At 69.5% G+C, this 18,010-nt stretch carries 15 protein-coding genes; 5 read left to right on the top strand and 10 right to left on the bottom strand.

The genetic code is table 11. From position 1 onward, the window contains the following. Positions 1–22: 22 nt before the first annotated feature. The 8 genes from OEB96_RS38145 to OEB96_RS38110 form a co-directional block, all read right to left on the bottom strand. Positions 23–868 (bottom strand): hypothetical protein, encoded by an 846-nt coding sequence (locus OEB96_RS38145; RefSeq protein ID WP_266221820.1) that lies wholly within the window; start codon positions 866–868, stop codon positions 23–25. A gap of 1 nt (position 869) precedes the next feature. Then, the gene (locus OEB96_RS38140; RefSeq protein ID WP_266221819.1) at positions 870–2,822 is read right to left on the bottom strand and encodes a hypothetical protein; all 1,953 of its coding nucleotides are present in this window, start codon (positions 2,820–2,822) and stop codon (positions 870–872) included. A 155-nt stretch (positions 2,823–2,977) separates the two neighbouring features. Next, complete coding sequence (locus OEB96_RS38135; RefSeq protein ID WP_266221818.1) at positions 2,978–4,939, bottom strand: hypothetical protein; 1,962 nt, start codon at positions 4,937–4,939, stop codon at positions 2,978–2,980. 19 nt (positions 4,940–4,958) lie between these two features. Continuing rightward, complete coding sequence (locus OEB96_RS38130; RefSeq protein ID WP_266221817.1) at positions 4,959–6,038, bottom strand: glycosyltransferase family protein; 1,080 nt, start codon at positions 6,036–6,038, stop codon at positions 4,959–4,961. A gap of 61 nt (positions 6,039–6,099) precedes the next feature. Beyond that, the gene (locus tag OEB96_RS38125) at positions 6,100–9,219 is read right to left on the bottom strand and encodes an efflux RND transporter permease subunit (protein WP_266221816.1); all 3,120 of its coding nucleotides are present in this window, start codon (positions 9,217–9,219) and stop codon (positions 6,100–6,102) included. Then, the gene (locus OEB96_RS38120; protein WP_266221815.1) at positions 9,216–10,673 is read right to left on the bottom strand and encodes an efflux RND transporter periplasmic adaptor subunit; all 1,458 of its coding nucleotides are present in this window, start codon (positions 10,671–10,673) and stop codon (positions 9,216–9,218) included. The genes OEB96_RS38125 and OEB96_RS38120 overlap by 4 nt, the downstream gene beginning before the upstream one ends. A 79-nt stretch (positions 10,674–10,752) precedes the next feature. Continuing rightward, positions 10,753–11,190: a type VI secretion system amidase effector protein Tae4 gene (locus tag OEB96_RS38115; RefSeq protein ID WP_266221814.1), complete on the bottom strand. Its 438-nt coding sequence runs from the start codon at positions 11,188–11,190 to the stop codon at positions 10,753–10,755. 75 nt (positions 11,191–11,265) lie between these two features. After that, positions 11,266–12,477, bottom strand: coding sequence for a serine/threonine-protein kinase (locus OEB96_RS38110; RefSeq protein ID WP_266221813.1), 1,212 nt, complete (start codon positions 12,475–12,477; stop codon positions 11,266–11,268). A 301-nt stretch (positions 12,478–12,778) separates the two neighbouring features. On the opposite strand from OEB96_RS38110, the gene OEB96_RS38105 reads away from it, so the two are divergent. Both OEB96_RS38105 and OEB96_RS38100 read left to right on the top strand, forming a co-directional pair. Continuing rightward, positions 12,779–13,831, top strand: coding sequence for a hypothetical protein (locus OEB96_RS38105; RefSeq protein ID WP_266221812.1), 1,053 nt, complete (start codon positions 12,779–12,781; stop codon positions 13,829–13,831). 170 nt (positions 13,832–14,001) lie between these two features. Then, positions 14,002–14,400, top strand: a complete 399-nt coding sequence (locus tag OEB96_RS38100; RefSeq protein ID WP_266221811.1) for a hypothetical protein — start codon at positions 14,002–14,004, stop codon at positions 14,398–14,400. A gap of 14 nt (positions 14,401–14,414) precedes the next feature. Here the strand turns inward: OEB96_RS38100 and OEB96_RS38095 are convergent, their stop codons facing one another. Together OEB96_RS38095 and OEB96_RS38090 are read right to left on the bottom strand one after the other, a co-directional pair. Next, complete coding sequence (locus OEB96_RS38095) at positions 14,415–14,819, bottom strand: hypothetical protein (protein WP_266221810.1); 405 nt, start codon at positions 14,817–14,819, stop codon at positions 14,415–14,417. Between the two features lie 76 nt (positions 14,820–14,895). Continuing rightward, complete coding sequence (locus OEB96_RS38090; protein ID WP_266221809.1) at positions 14,896–15,183, bottom strand: hypothetical protein; 288 nt, start codon at positions 15,181–15,183, stop codon at positions 14,896–14,898. A gap of 475 nt (positions 15,184–15,658) precedes the next feature. Here OEB96_RS38090 and OEB96_RS38085 point away from each other — a divergent pair, with 475 nt between their 5' ends. From OEB96_RS38085 to OEB96_RS38075, 3 genes are all read left to right on the top strand, one after another. After that, positions 15,659–16,378, top strand: a complete 720-nt coding sequence (locus OEB96_RS38085) for an MBL fold metallo-hydrolase (protein ID WP_266221808.1) — start codon at positions 15,659–15,661, stop codon at positions 16,376–16,378. 36 nt (positions 16,379–16,414) lie between these two features. Then, positions 16,415–17,260 carry a class I SAM-dependent methyltransferase gene (locus OEB96_RS38080; protein ID WP_266221807.1) on the top strand — a complete coding sequence of 282 codons (846 nt, stop codon included), beginning with the start codon at positions 16,415–16,417 and terminating at the stop codon, positions 17,258–17,260. Positions 17,261–17,461: 201 nt separating this feature from the next. Further along, positions 17,462–18,007, top strand: coding sequence for a universal stress protein (locus OEB96_RS38075; protein WP_266221806.1), 546 nt, complete (start codon positions 17,462–17,464; stop codon positions 18,005–18,007). Positions 18,008–18,010: the final 3 nt, after the last annotated feature.

Genomic DNA, 18,010 nt, shown 5'->3' with positions numbered 1-18,010 from the left:
CGTCGACCCTGGCTGCCTACCGCTATCGCAACGATCCGATCACGAAAACGAAGAGCCAGGCCGCCAGGGCTTCCACGACCAGCAAAGCCGGGATGATGGACCAATAGCGGCGACGCCAGTGGCGGAATTCATTCACCGCGACGATGCGTAGACGACGGAGACGATCGACGAGCGCTGCATCATTGCGTGCCCCGACGTAGATCCAGGGCAGCATGAGATCGACGTCATGAGCACGATATCCATCCGCAACGACACCGACCCGGTCGACTTGGCGCGGATCTGGAATCACCTCGATCGCCTCACCCACCGGGATGATCCACTCGTGAAGCCGGGCGACGTTCCACGCCTTCTTGCCCCGCTTCGCCACGAACTCCAGGCAGATGAAGAGCCACGAGTCGGGCGCCGCCGCGGGAACTTCATCGAGACGAAACGTCGAACGTTGCTCACTCGCCAGAACCATACGGAAGCCTCCCGTGGTAAACGTAACGGTCTGCTTGCCATCTAGCTGAAAAGGAATCGACTCCGATGCTTCGCACGTCGTGTGGATGAGGGCACTGTCGGGTTCGCCCCCATGCCCGAGTTCCACGAGAAATCCCAAACAAGGGCGCCCCGATAGCGGGGCGCGAAGGGCCTGGGCCGACTCGGCCGGCGTCCCTGCACCGCGGAGGGTCTTGCTCTTGGCACCTGCCGAGAGCCCCATCATCTCGAGGATGGAATCGATGTCACGACTTGCCACCGTCGCCGAGTTGCTTCTGCTGCGACACATCTCGAGGGCAATGAGCCCCCTAGCAAGCGCTGCCAACGCAATGATGGTATCCGCCAGCAACACGAGCGCGGCAAAGACCTCGAAGGCTTGATCGTCGCTCATGTCAGCCTCTCAGAAGGATCGAGATGATCTCATCATCATACCCCAGTCCACGAAGGGCTGGCTCATAACGAATGGTCAGTGGTAGGAAGTCCGTCAGTTCCACTAGATCATCGAGGGTGTCGAGCGTAGGCCCGAGATCGGCGAGCGACGCGCGTGACTCTGGACTGCGAAAGTACTCGAGGGTCACATTGACCACGTCAATGGGTTTCATGGGCTTCAAGACCCGCCACAGTCCAACACCGAGCCCTGCAAGCACGAGAATGGATCCTACCGTCATCAACAATGATGGGGCGAAGGCCAAGGCGCCCATCTGGGTGCACCCGTACCAACCGATGAGGGAACTGCTAGAACCGAGGAAACTCAGCGCCCCTTCGGCGATGCCTAGCGCGTCGCCGTCCTTGCCGGCATCCACCAACGCCATCAAGCTCGACGCCACTCCGAACGCCCCGGTGAGCGCAGCAAGACCTCCCGAATGCTTGAGCATGACGCTCCATCTCGAGCCCTCGAGCGCTCGGGCTACGGGCGGCCAATCGATCAGTGCAACTCCGGCCGTTCCGCCGGTCGCGACCAACGCTAGCGTAGACGAAACGGGCACTTCTTCGTCCCCAGCCCTGGCGGCCAAAGCAAGACCAAGCACGCTCACGGCCATCAGTGCCATCGTGCTCCGGGCGACCCGTCCACTGAAGGGCCCGCGGGTCATGTCGAAGCCACACTTCTTCGCGTGTTGTGTGAGGGTGAGCTTGCCTTCACCGAAGGCAACCTCTGCAATCCCGCCACGGAACCAAGCGAGACTATGGGCATTGTACGTCGTGAAATAGCGCATGAACGACTGCACAGCACGATTCATCACCACGACGCTACTGGCGTATTCCTTCGCCCCGCGTCGAAACAGGTAGATCTGGTACTGCATCAGCACCGCCACCCCCACCGACCGTGGTCCCGCCAGGTTGCTGACCGAGCCGATCACCCCGGTCCCGATCCCCATCGCCAGCTTGTAGACGCTCTCGCGGTCCTCGAGCAGGCTGCGCCAGCCACCCTCGATCGCCTCGCGCAGCACGTCGTTGCGGAGCTTCGCGAGCGGTAGCTCCACCCCATCATCGGGCAGCCCGGCCAGCGCCTCGTAGAGCGGCAGTGCATGGCGCTCGGCGAATTCCTCCGCCAGCGGCGTCATGCTCAGCAGGTCTGCCGCCGCCGTCAGGTAGTAGTAGAGCGAGTCCAGCAGCGGGTGCGGCACCACATCGTGGTTGCACACCACCGTGCCGACCCCCGCCACGAACGCAGGATCGGCCAGTCTCTTGATGATCCTCCGCGCCTCCGCATCCCGCCGCTTCGCCGCCCCGGGCGCGAGGTCGACGGGCTCGCGCACGAGCTTGTCCATGAACACCGGAATCGCGCTTCGCTGCATGAACTCCTGCAGATCGGCCAGCGGACTCTCCCCCGGCTCGGGGTTGCCTTCCTGGTCGAGCAACAGGTCGCAGTACTGCGACAGCGACACCAACATCGCCACCTCGTGCAGCCCCTGCTGTCCCGCCTCGGCCAGCTCGCACAGCGCCTTGCGCAGCGCGATCACGTGGTCGGCCAGCTCGCCGAGCGCATCCTCGAAGTCCTGCACGTCCTCCTCGATCGCCTCCCACCGGCGGCCGCGCTCGAGCACATCGGTCATCCCGGCCGACAGCGGCACGGCAATGGTCCCCGACTCGGGCAAGAGCCAGTCGTAGTACGAGGGCTCGCGCTCGCGCAGCTTGCCGCTGGGGAGCTGCTCGAACGCCCGGCTGCCAAACGCGAGGTCCCGCAATATCTCCTGCTTGTCGCGCCGGCCGAGCCGAGGCCGATGCTCGGGCGCCAGCGCCCCGTAGCCCACCCCATCGACGATCCCATACTCGAGGAACAGCGCCTCGAAAGCCTCCGAATTCGCCGCCTGCAGCTCGCGGTGATCGGACAGCAACGCCTCCACCAGGCGCTGCGGCTGAACCACGAGCTCCGCACCGAGCTCCCGCACCGACACCCGGCGCCCGGAATATCGGCGCTCGAGTACGATGCGCACGTAGACCTGCCCGCGAAGGCGAAACCCCGCCTCCATCCCGGCGATGAGCTCGGCCGTCGGTCGCGTCACGATCGCTGCCCTCCCTCCTCGCGCAGGCTCCGCTCCTGCGCGCACCAGCCCACGATCTGCACGTGCTCGTCCGCCCGCCGCTCGCGCGAGGTGACGATCACGTCGTCGTCGGTCCGAAACGAGACGAACGATCCATCGTTGGCCATCGCCAGCCCCGCACGCGTGACGTTGCGCAGCACGAACCGATCGATGCGCTCCCCCGGCGGCCGCGAGTACACCCAGCCTCCCGAGTACTCGATCGCGAACAGCGGCGGATGGAACCACGGGCCCGCATCGGCCTCGTTCCCCTCGCCTTGGTCCTCCGCTCGCCCCTCGACCTCGGTGAGCCACTCGTGCCAGTCGAAGGGATCCCAGCCGTCCGGACGCGTCCAGATCCCCACGCACACCCCTTGGCGCACGTCGCCTTCGACCGGCGTACCAACCGGCGCCCCCCGCATGGGCATGGGCTCGGGACCATGGTGGTGATGCACGCGACCGCCGTAGTCCCGCACGTCGCGAAACACGTGAAACCGCACCACCGTGCCGTGCGGCAGCGACGTCACCGCGCTCAGGCTGATCCTCCCCTCTCGCAGGGCCACCCACTCGAAGTCGAAGAACACGGGCGCGTCCGAGCGCTCCCGCAGGTCGAAGGTCTCGCGATGGAACCGACAGCGGCGCACGCCTCGATCATCGACGAGACACGCATCGGCGTCCCCCACCCGACACGGCAGCTCGACCATGCGCGCCGCTTCCTTGGGCCACAGTGCAATCCCCCCTCGATCGGACGCCCCGTCCCCGGACGCCGACGGATTGAACCCACCGCAGCCGTGCATGCCGGGCCCCACGAGCTGCTCCGGCCCGAGCTGGGGACTGAGCGCCAGCAAGTAGGCACGCCGCAGCGCCTTGCGGGTGGCCGCATCGATCACCCCGGTCTCCGGCAGCGGCTCGTCCAGCCCATCGGGATGATGGATCCCCCGCGAGTACTCGGCCTGGAACCACCGCGCGGCCCGCTGCGTGAACGGCCCGTCGATGCCGTCGATCGCGGCCGGATTGCACCCGAGCAGGCGAAGCATCGCTTGGTCGTGGTGCAGCGACCATCCATCGGCATCGGCAACCCGCTCGAACGTCTCGAGATCATCGAGCAGCACCGCCCGGAGCACTTCCGCCCTGCGATCCGAGAGCGCCTTGTCCTTGGCCGGATCACCGGCGACGTCGGCGTGGGCCAGCGCCGATGCACGCAGACCCGGCTGGCCCCGAACCGCCTCGGAGACCGCATCGATCGCCGCCACCACGGCCGGCGTGGGAAACACCTGGCCGGAGACGAAGCAGCCGGGCCCCAGGGTCACGACCGGAATCGGTGGCGGCAGCCGAGCGACCACCCGCTGCGCACGACCGACGCGCACGCTCAGCTCGGGAGTCGTTCCCACGCGCACCACGAGATCCTCGGGGCCCGCTGCGCACGGCGGCGTGGACGGGCGACGCTGCTGCTCCTCGGTGAGGCGAAGCGGCGCGAGGAAGCGAATCCTACAGGGCCCCGAGCCCACCAGCCCATCGCGAGCCCAGCGCGAGCGCTCGTCGAGCCGACCATCGACGAGCTCACCGCTGGGCAGCTCTGCGACCAGCCGTGCCCCCCCGAACGTCCCTCCCGTCTCGTGCAGGACCTCGAGCGCGACCGAGGTCGTCGTCTCCACCGGCCCGCTCGGCTCCAGTGGCTGCAACGGCTCGACGGAAGGCTCGCTCATGAGCCGCGCGGGCTCCTCCGTGGTCACGAGCACGGCCCCGGACTCGACCAGGGCGCGGGCGAGGTCGTCATCGGACACGAGCTCGTCCCCACCCAGCCTCCGCTGGAGCTCGTCGCGCTCGCGCTCGTCGAGCGCGCTCACCAGCGCCAGGGCCCGCCGCAGGTCGAGGTCCACGACACTGCGTCGCGGGACCAACACCACCTCGTCCAGACCCAGACGAAAGCGAACCCCGCTCATGGTCGGCTCCCGTCCTCGCTCAGCAGAGCCCCGCCGCCGCCCGATCGAGGTGCTCGTCGAGCACCCCGAACAGCTCCCGGTTGCCATCTTGCGACACCCGGGCCAGCGCAGCCTCGCACTGCGGCACCGCGGCCAGGAACTCGTGCACCGCGTCGGCGTTCAGCACCGTCGCGAACCGGCCAAAGCCCTCGTGCTCGAGGTAGCGCCCGTTGAGGATCTGCTCGAAGTGCCCGTGGATCGGCACCGAGAGCGTGGGCTTGTGCAGGTACACGCACTCGCTCATCAAGGTGAACCCGCCGCCCGTGATCACGGCGCGGGCCGCAGCCAGGTCGTCGATGAACACCGACTCGGAGAACGGCCGGTAGCGCAGCTCGCCCTCGCGCTGCTCCTCGGTGATGCTGCGTCGCATCCCGTAGATCCGGCACTCGAGACCCGTGTCACGCAGCGCCTGCACCAGGGCCTCGTTGCCCTCGGCCGTTTGATACACCAGCAGGTGCTCTCCCCTGGTGGGCTCGGTCTGGAGGATCTCCGGACGCAGGATCGGTGGAACGAGCGTGGTCTTCTCCTTGCGCAGCTGCGGCCGAAAGAACGTGGCGATGAAGTAGTGCTCGGCTCGCGGCAGCTTGCCCTTGATGAACGCACGCGTCACCTCGAACTCGCTGCGGTAGGGCCCGACGACCGGCTCGGGAATCTCGCAGCGGTTGATGATCTGCATGTTGTCGATCGAGAACACCGGCAGCCGATGGAGCTTGCCGAACAGATACGTCCACGACTCGAAGTCGCTCACCACCGCCTGCGGCTCGAAGCGCTCGATGAGATCGAAGTAGGCCTTGATCTGGCCCGGCAGCGCCTCGGCCCCGTCGCGTACGTTCTGCCACAGGGTCTTGCCGCGCCGCACTCGGTTCTCCTCGGTCACGATGTGCAGCCCGTGGATCCGCTGCACCGCGCGCTCACCGAAGTGCCGCTGCAAGAAGTCCACCGCGCGCTGCGAGGCCACGATGTGGATCTCGTGCCCCTCGGCCAGGAGGTGATCGAGCACCACCCGCGAGCGGATTGCGTGCCCCATGCCCTCGCCCACGACTCCATAGAGGATGCGCATCGACCCGGAGCATACCGCGACGAGCCGCGCACCGAGCCGGCCGTGCATCAATGGTCGTGCATCAATGGTCGGACGCGGGCCCGTGCTCATCGCCCGCGGGCGACGCAGCGAGCCCCAGGTCCCCGAGGATTGCGTAGGCCGCGGGCAGCACCACCAGCACCAGCACCGTGGAGGCCGTGATCCCGAACACGATGCTGCTCGCCACCGGGATCAGCATCTGGGCCTGACGGCTGGTCTCGAACATCAGCGGCACCAGCCCGGCGATCGTGGTGGCCGACGTCAGCAACACGGCCCGGAATCGATCGCGGCTTGCTCGAACCGCTGCCTGGGCCGGACTGGCCCCGTCGGCTCGGGCGTTCTTGATGAAGACCATCAGCAGGATCGAGTCGTTGACCACCACGCCCGCCAGGGACACGAACCCCAGCACCGACTGCGAGCTGAGCGGCATCGAGAGCGCCAGGCTGCCGAGCACCACGCCCACGAACGCGAACGGGATCGCCAGCATCACCACCACCGGCTCGAGGTAGCTGCGGAACTGCAGGCTCAAGAGCGCGAAGATGGCAAAGCAGCCGAGCGCGAGACCATGGCCCATCGAGCCCAGGGTCTGGGCCGAGTCCTCCATCTCACCCCCGAGCTCGATCCTCACGTCGGGGAACTCGGCCTCGAGCTCCGGGACCGCCTCCTCGCGAAAGCGCGTCATCAGCTGCACCAGGTTGGCCTGCTCGCGATCGATGGAGCCCGTCACCGTCACCGTGCGCGCACCATCGCGGCGCCGAATGCCGGCATAGCCATGGGTGGTCTCCACGTGGGCAATGGACCCCAGCGGGACCGTCACCCCCTCGCCGACCGGAATCGGAAACCGCTCGAGATCGCGAAGCGAGTCGCGCGCCCGGGCCTCGAGCTCCACGAACACCTCGAACTGCTCGCCCTCGTGGTAGAGCGTCTCCACCGCGATCCCGTTGAGCGCGCTGCGGATGTAGGCCGCCAACGTGGCGCCGGTCTGCCCGGTCGCTCCGGCCCCCGGACGCAGGCGAATGCGAACCTGCAGCAGCCCGGGCTCGAGGTCGTCGCCGAGATCGGAGACGGCCGGCTCCCGCGCGAGCCATTGCTTGGTGCGCTCGGCGACCTCCTCGAGCCGATCGAGATCGTCGCCGAGCATGCGCACCTCGATCGGGTTGCCCCCCGGCCCCCCGCGGCCCCCCGAGCCGAACTTGGCCGACACCGCATCGGGAATCGTGCCCAGCTCCTTGCGCCAGCGCTCGGTGAACTCGGCCAGGGTGGTGTTGCGATGCTCGACCGCGAGCAGATCCACGCTCACCGTCGCCACGTTCGGCCCGGTGCCGTCCGCGTCGGGGTTGTAGTTGAAGCGGACCGAGGTGTTGCGGACCAGCCGTGCCCCATCGGGCTGCTCTGGATCGAGTGCCGCACCGGCGCGCTCGGCCGCCTCCACCACGCGCTCGACCTCGAGCTTGGTCCGATCGAGCGACGTTCCCACCGGCATCGCCAGGCGGAACTCGACGAGGTTGCCCTCGGCATCCGGGAACGCCTGGTAGCGCAGCTGGCCGCCCTGCACCGCGCCGATGCAGCCCAGGAACGCGGCAATGGTGAACGCCACCACCCCGTACCGATGGCGCACCGCAAAGTCGACCACCCGGCCCAGCCCGCGCTCGCGCAGGCGCTCGAACGCGGAATCGAAGCGCTGCCGCACCCGCCCGGGTCGGCGATCGGCCCGCAGGGAGTGACCGAGGTGGTTGGGCAGGATGAAGAACGCCTCCAGCAGGCTCACCGCGAGCACGGCGATCAGCACGGCGGGGATCACCTGCAGCGTGCGACCGATGCGACCGTCGATCGCCGACAGCGGCACGAACACGCAGATCGTGGTGACGAACGACGAGAGCACGCCGCCGGCGACCTCGCTCACCCCGGAGATCGCGGCCTGCAGCGGGCGAGCGCCGCGGGACAGGTGCGAGGCCACGTTCTCGGCCAGCACGATGGCGTCGTCCATCAGCAGGCCCAGCGCGACCAGCAGGCCCATCATGGTCATCATGTTGAGCGTCTGTCCGGTCTGCTGCATCAGCCACAGCGCGCTCAAGAACGACACCGGCAGGCCGGCCGCCACCCAGAACGCCAGCCGAAGCTCGAAGAAGATCCACAGGGTGACGAACACCAGCAGCAGGCCCTGCAGGCCGTTGAGCAGCAGCAGGGTCAGCCGGTCCTCGATCACGGCGGTGGAATCGTTGGTGATGGTCAGCTCGACCCCGTCGGGCTTGAGCCGCTCCTGCTCGTCGAGGAACTCCTGCACCGCCGCGCGCACGTCGAGGCTGTCCTCGGTGCTGGCCTTGCCGACCACCAGCATTCCCGCGCGCTGGCCGTTGAAGTAGGTCTGTTCCTCCTCGACCGCGAACGCATCCTCGACGTCGGCCACGTCACCCAGCCGGATCTCTCCGCCGTCGGCGGCCGTGGCGACCACGAGCGACTCGAGCGCCTCGGGCGTGGTGCGGCGATCGGAGTAGCGCACCAGCAGGTTCCCCGCGCGGGTCTCGAGGCTGCCCAGCGGCGAGTCGAGGCTCTGGGCCGCGAGGGCGGCGGCCACCGTCTGCACGTCGAGCCCGTAGCTGGCCAGCTCGGAGGCATCGAGACGAATGCGGAGCTGGTGGGTCGAGAACCCGGCGATCGTGACCTGGCTGACGTCGTCGAAGGTGAGCAGGCGTCGCTTGAGCCGCTCGAGGTAGAGCAGCAGATCCTGGCCCGACATCGGCCCCGTGACCGCGATCGTCAGCACCGAGCGCGTGCGCGAGCGCAGGGTGACGGAGGGCTCCTCCATCGCGTCGGGGAAGTCCTTGATCGACTCGACGGCCGAGCGCACGTCGGCCAGCAGCGCCGCGATGTCGAAGCCGTCCTCGACCTCGACCGAGACCGAAGCCCCGCCCTCGCGCGACGACGACGAGACCGACGCGATCCCCTCCATGCCGCCGAGCACGTCCTCGATGCGCGCGACGACGTCCTGATCCATGACCTCGGCGTCGGCCCCGGGCAGCGACGCACTGACCGAGAGCGAGTTCGCCTCGAACTCGGGGTAGGTCTCGCGCTGGAGCTCCGGCAGGCCGAGGGCCCCGAGCAGCAGGAGCACCAGCATCAAGAGGTTGGCGGCCGTGGGATGCCGCGTGAACCAGGCGATCACGAGGCCGGCCTCTCGCCACCGACCAGACCCGTGAGGCGGCGGGCTTCGAAGTCATCGACGGTGGGATCGAGCAGCATGCCATCCACCGCGGGGTTGAGCGGCGTGGTGACCACCCGATCGCCCGGGGCTATGCCGCTCTCGACGCACGCGTAGTCTTCTTGAGCCCACGACAGCTCGACGGCGCGACGCTCGAGCCGCTCGTCGGCATTGGCCACGTAGACGGTGGCGCCGTGCAGGGCCTCGGTGGGGAGGGCCAGACAGCCGTCCTGAGGACGGCCGTGGAACTCCACGTCCACGTGCATGCCCGGCGACAGCCTGACCTGCTGCTCGCCGTCGCGCAGCCGCGTCTCGTCGACGGCCACCACCACGCCGAGCGTGCGGCTGGTCGCGTCGATCCCCGCAAAGTGGCTGAAGCGGCCGGGCCAGCTCGCGCGCAGGGTCGGCGTCTCCAACGACACCGTCACGTCGAGCGCCTCCGCGATGCGGGCGAGCCGTCCCCCTCCACGGGGGGCCGCAGCCGTGGCCCCCGCGTCGGTCGGGGGCTCGGGCGGGGCCCCTTCGCCGGAGGGCTCGGGTGCGGCCTCCGAAGCCGACGGATCGGCCGGCGTGGGCGATGGATCCCGCGGTGGAAGCAGCGGATCGATCGCGCCCACGGGCAGCTTGGCGGTGACCTCCACCGCCTGCACCCCATCGCCCACCACCAAGATCGCTCCCGACGAGACCGCCTGCCCGACCGTCGCGCTCACCTCTCGCACCCGCATGGTGAACGGCGCGACGACCTCGGTACGCGACAGCTGGAGATCGGCACCCACCACCCCGGCCTCGAGCTGCTCGAGCTGGGCCTGGAGCACGCGTCGGCTGGCCGGCAGCTCCGCGAGCGTGTTCTGGACCGAGACCACGGTCTTCTCCGCGGCCAGCACCTCGCGCCGCGCCGTCTCGACGTCGGAGAGCGGCACCGTCCCGGCCTCGTAGAGGCCCTGGGTGCGCTCGAGCTCCTCGCGTGCCATCGCGAGCATCTTCTTCTCGACCTCGAGGCTGGCCTTGGCGCTCTGCTCTCGCGCCTGCAGCTCGGAGAGCTGGGCCCGCGCCGCCTTGACGTTGGACTTGGACTTGCTCTTCTCGAGCTCGAGATCCTCGGGATCGATCTTGAACAGCACCGTGCCCTCGCGAACGATGCGTCCCACCACGACTCGCTCGTCGACCTCGACCACGCGCCCCCCGACCTGGGCGACCCCCTGCCAGCTCCGCTGGGCCGCGACCACGCCGTAGCCGGTCAGGCGCGGGACGGCCGAGTGCGCCTTCACCTCGAGCACCCGCACGGGCTGACCGCCCTCGCGTCTGCGTCGGCCCCGTGACTCGTCGGCATCACGGACGAGCCAGGAGTAGAGACCCACGCCGAGCCCCACGAGGCCGACGAACGTGGCAATGCGCTTGACGACGACGACGGCGCTCAAGGGAGTCGGAGCATACTCCTACCCCGCGACGACACGGGGTCCCGCCCCGTAAACGACGCGTAAAGGCGCCCGCCCCCGCCTAGCACTCCCACAGGTACACGTGGGACGCCTTGTCGAAGTACTCCGAGCCGGCGCAGAACGACCCATCCCACAGGTCGAAGTGACCCGTGGCATCCGACCACCCCTGGACATCGAACATGATGATGCCGCGGCGCCCGTCGACCGCCCCGCGGTTGGTGCCGGACACGTCGGGGGCCTTGTACTTGTGCTCGAGGAACGGCTTGAACTCCGAGACCCGGAAGGCGTAGCGCATGCCATCGCCGCCGCGCGCGGTGGTCAGACCGGGGTAGGTGCCGGGGATCGGGTCGCCCGCCTTGTTGAAGCAGTAGGACACCCGGATCACGCAGGTGTTGGTGACCCATCCCATGTTCACGTTGCCGCCGATCTTCGCCTTGACCGCGGCAGCGGAGCCGGCTGGAAAGTGGGCCCACATCAACGAGAAGCTGGGAATCGGCATCACCCGCACGGTACCACGCGAGGTGTTGGCCGACACCCACGAACGTGCGACCGCGGGTGGTGACCCGCGCGGCCCTCAGACCTCGGGATGGATGAGGCGCAGCGAGTATCCGGCCACCTCCACCGACTCGTCCCGTCCCCACTGCCGCCGCATCGCCTTGGCGACGGGACCACCACCCACGGTCACTCGCCCGCCGTCGTGCAGCGCGTGCACCTCGGGAAGATCGGGCGGTCCCGCCCACTCGAGCACCGCCTCCTCCTCCTCGAGCTCGTCGCCGCGCAGGACCACCTCGCAGTGCGCTCCCGTGCCAATGCGGTGGCTGCCCGGCAGCAGCAGCTGATCCTCGTGCCCGCCCCACGGATGGGTGACCCGCAGCGTGGCGCCGAGCACCGCCCCCAGATCGTAGTGCAGCACCTGCCCCAGCGCGTTGCCCAGCGCCCGCGCATCGGGGTAGCGATCGCCCGGATCCTTGGCCAGGCCGCGGGCGATGAGCGCGTGCACCGACTCGGGCAGCGCCGCGCCCACGGGATAGTGCGACAGCGGCACCACCGACGCGCGCACGTGGGCGGCGATCCACTCCACCGGCTCGTCGCGCAGGGCCTCGCGAACGTCGCTGAACGGTCGATCGGCGAAGTACACCGTGTGCCCCGTCAGCAGCTCGTAGAGGATCGTGGTGAGGCTGTAGACGTCGCTGGCCGGAGTCAGTCGTGCCCCGTGTACCTGCTCGGGCTGCATGTAGCGTGGCGTGCCCACCAGGATGCCGGACATCGTCACGCCCCGACCCAGCGTGCTCGCCGAGTCCCACGCCCGCGCCAGGCCGAAGTCGATCACCTTGACGTTCTGATCGGCCTCGACCCACAGGTTCTCGGGCTTGAGATCGCGATGCACGATGCCGCGGGCGTGGGCCTCGGCCAGGCCGAGGCACGCCTGGTGCACCACCCACAGCGCCTGCCCCGGTGGCATCGGGTCGTCGAAGTCGTGCCACTGGTCGAGCTGCGCTCCATCGAGCTCGTCCATCAGGATGAACACGTGCCCGTCGTCGTCGGTGCCCGCGTCGTGCACCCTCACCACGTGCGAGTTGGTGAGGCTGCGCAGCACCGAGATCTCCCGCAGCGAGCGCTGGGCGGTCGCGTGGTCGCGCACCGGCTCGAGCGACACCTTGAGGGCGGCCGGCTGCGGCAGGTCGTTCGCTCGCACGCGATACACCCATGCGAAGCCGCCCTGGCCCAACACGTCCAGGATCTCGTAGGTGCCATAGCGATCGCCGGGGCGCAGGCGAAGCGACATCACGGCAAGCATCGCGCCAAACTCAGCAGCACGCCAAACTCCGCAGCGCGCAACGCAAGAGGGCAGTGCGCGGGACGCTCGAAAGCGGCCCTGGAGCACGGGTGCCGGGCGTCACGACGCGGCCGTCCATGCGCCGTTTGCGGCCGCTATGCCCGCCATGATAGCCTCCGAGGTTCAACGGCATCGCGATCGTCCATCCGATCGTGCAACCCCCGGGTGGAGCGGTCGACGACGGCGCTCACCCTATTGCCGACCTGCTCTGGCCGCGGATGCGGTCGGCACGAACTGCGAGAAGCCGCGCATGAGCAGCACCGACGAGCAATCCGCCCCCCGACCCGGCGACCGCCTGTACCAGCACAGCAAGCGCAAGCAGTGGGGATTTGCCGTGCTCGCCTGGGAGCGAGACGGCAAGCGTGCCTATCAGTTCGAGGACGGCGAGCTCCGGGTGTTCGCCGAGGGCTTCTACAAGTTCCTCCAGGAGGCCAGCTGTCCCCCCGAGCAAGAGGCGAAGCTGCTGGCCAAGCTCGGCCGACGCAGCGGCACCAAGGGCGGCGATGCCAAGGCCGAGGAGCGCCAGCTGACGTTTCGCGAGCAGCTCGAGGTGTTCCTCGTGGAGTATCCGGCGGCGTTCGGCGACGCCACGTGGAAGGACGAGCACCGCGGCGAGGGGGCGCCGCGCCGGCTCAAGCGTCACCGCGACGCGGCGGCCACGGAGGCGCAGGAGCTGTTGTCGGCGGAGGCCCTCGACGAGCTCATCGCGGCCGGCGACCACGGCGAGGTGGTGCGGCGCATGACCGAGATCGTGCACGGCACCGATCTGGTCACCCGCGCTCAGGCCGAGCCCGTTGCATCGGCGGCGCCGAGCCCCGAGCTGTCGGCGGGCCTGCGTGACGTCCTCCATGGATCGGGAGACTACGAGCCGAGGTTCGACGAGTACTGCCGGCTCCTGCTCGAGGCCGGGCGCAAGCAGCTCTCGTGGCCGATCGCGACCGTGATCCCGGCGCTCGTGCGGCCGCACGCCCACGTTGCCGTGCGCCCCACGGTGCTCGCCAAGCAATCGCAGTGGGCGTCGCCGAGGCTGCGCTACTCGTCCAAGCCCGAAGGCAAGGTCTACGCTCGCATCCTCACGATGGCGATCACGGTTCGCGATGCGCTCATCGGCGCCGGTCGTGCGCCCAAGGACCTGCTCGACGTGTACGACTTCATGGTGGTCACGCTGCGCCCGGCGGCGAACCGCTTGCTCGACGAGGTTCGCATCCGCCTCGATGCCGAGGCCGAGGCCGAGGACGCATCGACCGATGGCACCGCCGACGAGGCCGAGGCCGGCGCACCACCCGACGAGCCCTTGCACTGACGATTCCGCCCGGCCGTCGTGCACGCGCGGTCGCGCGCCGGTCGGTTCCGCTCCGCACTTTCGGTTTCGCGCCCCTCCGCGCGGAAGCGACCCGGGGACCACCCGGAATCGTGCGTACGGCCGGCCTCCCCGTCGTTCTGTGCTTGATCGGCACTGCTTGTTTGTTCAGCATGATCCACCCGGTGGCGGTGATGGGTCAGGCGAGCAATGGCAACGGGAACGGCCGCGGTGGTCGCTTCGAGGCAACGCCTCCGCTGGCCCGCGCCCGGCGGATGCTCGCCGAGGTGGCCTTCGACGTCGCGACGACGGCCGAGGGGAGGGCCGCAGGGCTCTCGGTCGAGGTGTGGCCGAGCGAAGGCGTGTGGCTTCGCGTGCGGTCGGGTCACGAGCTGCGGTTGTTCGCGGTGGATCGGGAGGACGGCGCCTGGCTGATGTGGCGGCGCGTCGATCCCCAGCAAAGTGGAGAGCGCACCACCGAGGGTGACCTCGGCCCCTCGCGCGGCATGAGCGAGGAGGAGCTGCGGACGTTCGTGACCCGGTGGCTCGCTTGGCGTACGCGCGGCGCCTGACCGTGACCCCCGGCTCATTCGCAGAGCAGGGCCGCCGTCACGCCGGCCAGTGCCGCAGTGAGCACGAGGTGCGGCACCACCGACTCACGCTCGTAGCCATAGCGCCACAACCACCCGAACGTCACGCCGGCCACGGTCCCCGATCCCAGGCCCGCGAGCCACGGTCGTGGCACCAGCGTCGCGGAGCCCACCAACAGCACGGTGACGCCGACGCCGAGCGCCATGCCCAGGCCGGCCGCCAGCGATCCCTCGAGCTGCATCACGGGATCCCCTTCGTCATGGGGATCGATCACCACGCCGGCCCACCGACACACCGCGCGGGTGATCGGCCACAGCACGAAGCCCGCGGCCGGCATGCCGAGGAACAGACCCGCCACGGTCCCCAGCGCCGCGACCACGCCCAGGACGATCGCGCTCAAGATCGGACCCCACCCATGGCTCGGACAGTCAAACGCGGCGCTCGGCGCCGGGCAAGGTCCCCATGACGTCGAAGGCTCACGAAGCGGGCGCGGCCGTGCACGTCCACTCGCCGGCGAACACGTACGCGCGGGCGCACGCGACCTTCACGGGACCGCCCGAGGTCTTCCACGTGTAGCTGCGACCCAGGAAATCGGTGCGGAGCTCCTGCGGGCGATCGGCGTCCACCGTGCACCCTTCGCGTCCCTGGCACGCCACCGGCTTGGACATGTCCTCGGTCCTCGGCTCGGCCTGGGAGTTCTGCCAGCCCTGGTAGGTGACCCACAGCGACACCGCGAGGAGCACCCAGCCGACCCACTTCTTCATGGCGCGGCCATCGTCGCACGGGGCCGGGGCACGGTCCATGCCGCGCGCCGTCGTTCGGGTGCCCCTCGCTTGACCGCGCTCCGGGGCCCGCCGTAGGTTGGCCGACGACCGTGGCTGCCCCCTACGCCGATCCCGTCCTGCGCCCCATCGACACGTTCGCGGGGACGCGCCAGCACCCGACCCCTGGCGATCGCCTCGTCGCCATCCGCCGCCAGGCGCGCGTGTTTCGCGAGCAGCTGCTCGATCGCCCCGTGGCTCGGCTGGCGCGCTCCTTCGACCTGATGCAGGTGCCCTACCCCACCCGCTACGCGCTGCGGGACGCGTGCTCGGTGCCGACCCCGTACGTCCACATCCTCAATCGCCTGTTCGTGATCCAGTTCGACACGCCGCAGGGGATCAAGACCCTGCTCGCGGAGCCGCTCGATCGCGAGGGCAACGCGAGGACGGTGGCGCGCAGGGGTGGCTGTCGCAGCAGGTGTGGCCCGATCGCAACGACGTCGCGGGGTGTCTCGCCCAGCTCGGCCTCGGCCCCGAAGACGTCGACTACATCACCTACGACCACCTTCACACCCAGGACCTGCGACGCTGGCTCGGCACCGACGCTCAGGAGGCGTTCTTCCCCCACGCCAAGCTCCTGGTGATGCGCCAGGAGTGGATGTCGGCCCAGGGGCTGCTGCCCTTGCAAGCCGAGTGGTACTGCCCGCATGGGACCGACGGCATCCCGGAGCAGCGGGTGATCCTGCTCGACGGCGACGTGATGCTGGGCGACAGCGTTGCCCTGATCCACACGCCCGGACACACCGAAGGCAACCTCTCCATCGTGGTGCACACGCCCGAGGGCCTGTTCGTCACCAGCGAGAATGGCGTGAGCGCCGACTCGTACTCGCCCGACAAGAGCGACATCCCCGGGCTGCGCCGCTACGCCGCCGTCACCGGCGCCGAGGTGGTGCTGAACGGCAACACGCTCGAGGGCTCGGTCGACCAGTATCTGTCGATGGTGCAGGAGAAGGAGATCGCCGGGTGCTCCGAGCGCGACGCGGACTTCTTCAATGTGGCGCCGAGCTCGGAGCTGACGCCGCACGTGCTCTCACCGGGCATCAAGCCGACGTTCTACGTGGGCGAGCTGCGGTTCGGCACGCCCGTGCGGCGGCCAGCGGGCCCCGGCGAGGCCACACCGACCGAGGCCGTGGGCTGACGGTTGCGGCCGGCCGACCGGGTATAGTCGGCGCCGATGACCCGGCACGTACGTCTGCGCGAGTTGCTCATCGGGGTCGAAGGTCTGGCGCTGCTGCGGCGGCTCTACGACGGCACCGACGACGAGGCCGAGCAGAGGATCGGCGAGGTGCGGCGGATCCTCGACGACGAGGCGTTCGCGAGGGGCGAGGCGACGGGGGAGGCCGACGCACGCGCCGGCTACGAGCGCTGGTCGTCGAGCTACGACGAGCCCGGCAACCCGCTCATCGCGATCGAGCAGCCGGTGGTGTGGCGCCTGCTCGAGTCCATCGAGCCCGGGTATGCGCTCGACCTCGCCTGCGGCACGGGGCGTCACGCGGGGCGGCTGGTCGAGCTCGGGCACCGGGTGGTGGGCGTCGACCTCACCCCGCAGATGCTGCGCAAGGCCCAGCTCAACGTGCCCCAGGCGAGCTTTCTCGAGGGTGACCTGCGGGCCATCCCGCTGCCGGGCGGCGAGCTCGACCTCGTGGTCTGTGGCCTCGCCCTCGCGCACGTCGCCGATCTGCACGGTGCCATGGCGGAGCTGGCCCGCGTGGTGCGGCCGGGTGGGATCGCGATCCTCTCGGTGCTGCATCCATTCCTCGCCCACCTTGGTTGGCATGCGCCGTTCGAGGACGAGCACGGTCGGCGACGGTTCGTACGGGAGCACGCCCACGACCATGCCGCCTACCTCGACGCGTTTCGCCGGGCGGGCCTGCGGGTACGCGACTGCGTGGAGCCACGGCTCGGCGTCGAGCAGCTCCGCGCGAAGCGACGGGCATTTCGCCACGCCCCGGAGGCGACGATCGCCGCATACGACGGCCTGCCGGGTGCGCTGGTGTGGAGCGTGGAGCGTGGCGGCTGAGGACTCGCGCGGGCCGCGAAGAAGAGCGCGTCCCGAGGGCCGCTCGTGCACGGGGACGCTCGGCGTCGGCCGCAGCGGTGGACCGTCGCCGTGGCCAGCCGCCGCCGGGCCAGGCCATGGCGACGGTCCAAACCCGCCGTGGGCGCGCGGCAAACCTTGCCGTCACCGTTGGGCACCGGTAGTGCTACGGTTCGCGCGCTCATGACCGATCCCTCGAGCCCCTCGTTCAAGCGCATCCTCGTGCCCGTGGACTTCGTCGACGCCGGCGACGAAGAGCTCGACGAGGGCTCGCAGGCCGTCGTCGTCAACGACCACCGCATCGTGTTCACCGCGCCCACGCTGCGCGCCGTGACCCTGGCCACCGCGATCGGGCGGACTCATGGCAGCACGGTGCGGCTGGTGCACAGCACCCCGCCGCTGCAGACCAGCACCGTGTACTCGGGCCCGGTCGCGCTGCCCAGCCAGCTCATCCAGGAGATCCACGACCGCGCCAAGGCGACCTCCACCGAGGCCCTCGAGAAGCTCGTGCCCGGCTTCGCCGAGGGGATCACCCTCGAGTATGCGGTGCGGCCCGGGCAGCCCCTGGCCGTGGTGCTCGAGGAGGCCGAGCGGTTTGGGCCGGATCTCATCGTGATGGCCGCGAGCGGACGCAGCCGCGTGGCGCGGTTCTTCGTGGGGAGCACGGCGGATCGGGTGATCCGGCAGGCGCCGTGCCCGGTGATGGTGGTGCCAGCGGACGTGCGGTAGCGG

The sequence above is a fragment of the Paraliomyxa miuraensis genome (assembly GCF_026337845.1).
Classification (GTDB): Bacteria; Myxococcota_A; Polyangia; order Nannocystales; family Nannocystaceae; genus Paraliomyxa; species Paraliomyxa miuraensis.
Note: the sequence above shows the minus strand (reverse complement) of the source record. Positions and strands in the feature narration are given on the sequence as shown.